The sequence below is a fragment of the Paenibacillus sambharensis genome, from assembly GCF_003233845.1.
Taxonomy (GTDB): Bacteria; Bacillota; Bacilli; order Paenibacillales; family Paenibacillaceae; genus Paenibacillus_I; species Paenibacillus_I sambharensis.
Map to the genome: position 1 here is coordinate 1 of NZ_QKRB01000020.1, position 754 is coordinate 754.

At 50.8% G+C, this 754-nt stretch carries 2 tRNA genes and 2 rRNA genes; all 4 read right to left on the reverse strand.

Features of this window, described 5'->3' with window-relative positions:
• Positions 1 to 87: ribosomal RNA gene (locus DNH61_RS02255) — 23S ribosomal RNA — on the reverse strand; the annotation flags it as partial.
• Positions 88 to 408: 321 nt separating this feature from the next.
• Positions 409 to 484: transfer RNA gene (locus DNH61_RS02260), tRNA-Ala, on the reverse strand.
• 17 nt (positions 485 to 501) lie between these two features.
• Positions 502 to 578, reverse strand: a tRNA-Ile gene (locus tag DNH61_RS02265).
• Between the two features lie 53 nt (positions 579 to 631).
• Positions 632 to 748: ribosomal RNA gene (gene rrf / locus DNH61_RS02270) — 5S ribosomal RNA — on the reverse strand.
• Positions 749 to 754 lie beyond the last annotated feature (6 nt).

Genomic DNA, 754 nt, shown 5'->3' on the forward strand with positions numbered 1-754 from the left:
GGCTCCCCGAGGCATTTCGTCGTTCGCCACGTCCTTCTTCGGCTCCTAGTGCCTAGGCATCCTCCGTGCGCTCTTAGTAGCTTAACCTGAGCGCTCCGGATCTCGATTCGTCGTGTGTTTGCACCCGGTCTCGTTACCGCTAATGCGGTCTCTCGACTGTGGCGCAAAGAACACTCCTCACCGACATCCTTCGCTTGCAGCAAATGTATAGGAAGATCAAAAGATCAAACCTTCATTACTGCGGTTAGAACTAATCAGCTAATTAGATGTTCTAGACTTTTCATTCGCTATCCAGTTTTCAAGGTGCAATGCCTGCCTCATCGGCAGGAAATACATCTTATCATGTCTCACTATGACACTCAACATTTAAATATTGGAGTCATAAGCATAATAAGTTAATGCTTTTTTTGGTGGAGCCAAGCGGGATCGAACCGCTGACCTCCTGCTTGCAAGGCAGGCGCTCTCCCAGCTGAGCTATGGCCCCATACTAAGTTATTCAAATGGTGGGCCTTAGTGGACTCGAACCACCGACCTCACCCTTATCAGGGGTGCGCTCTAACCAGCTGAGCTAAAGGCCCTTGACTGTATAATGCATAAAAGCAGCATTATTATAGACACCATAAAGGCGCCCGCTTGGCAACGTCCTACTCTCCCAGGACCCTGCGGTCCAAGTACCATCGGCGCTGGAGGGCTTAACGGTCGTGTTCGAGATGGGAACGCGTGGATCCCCTCCGCCATCATCACCAAACGAGTC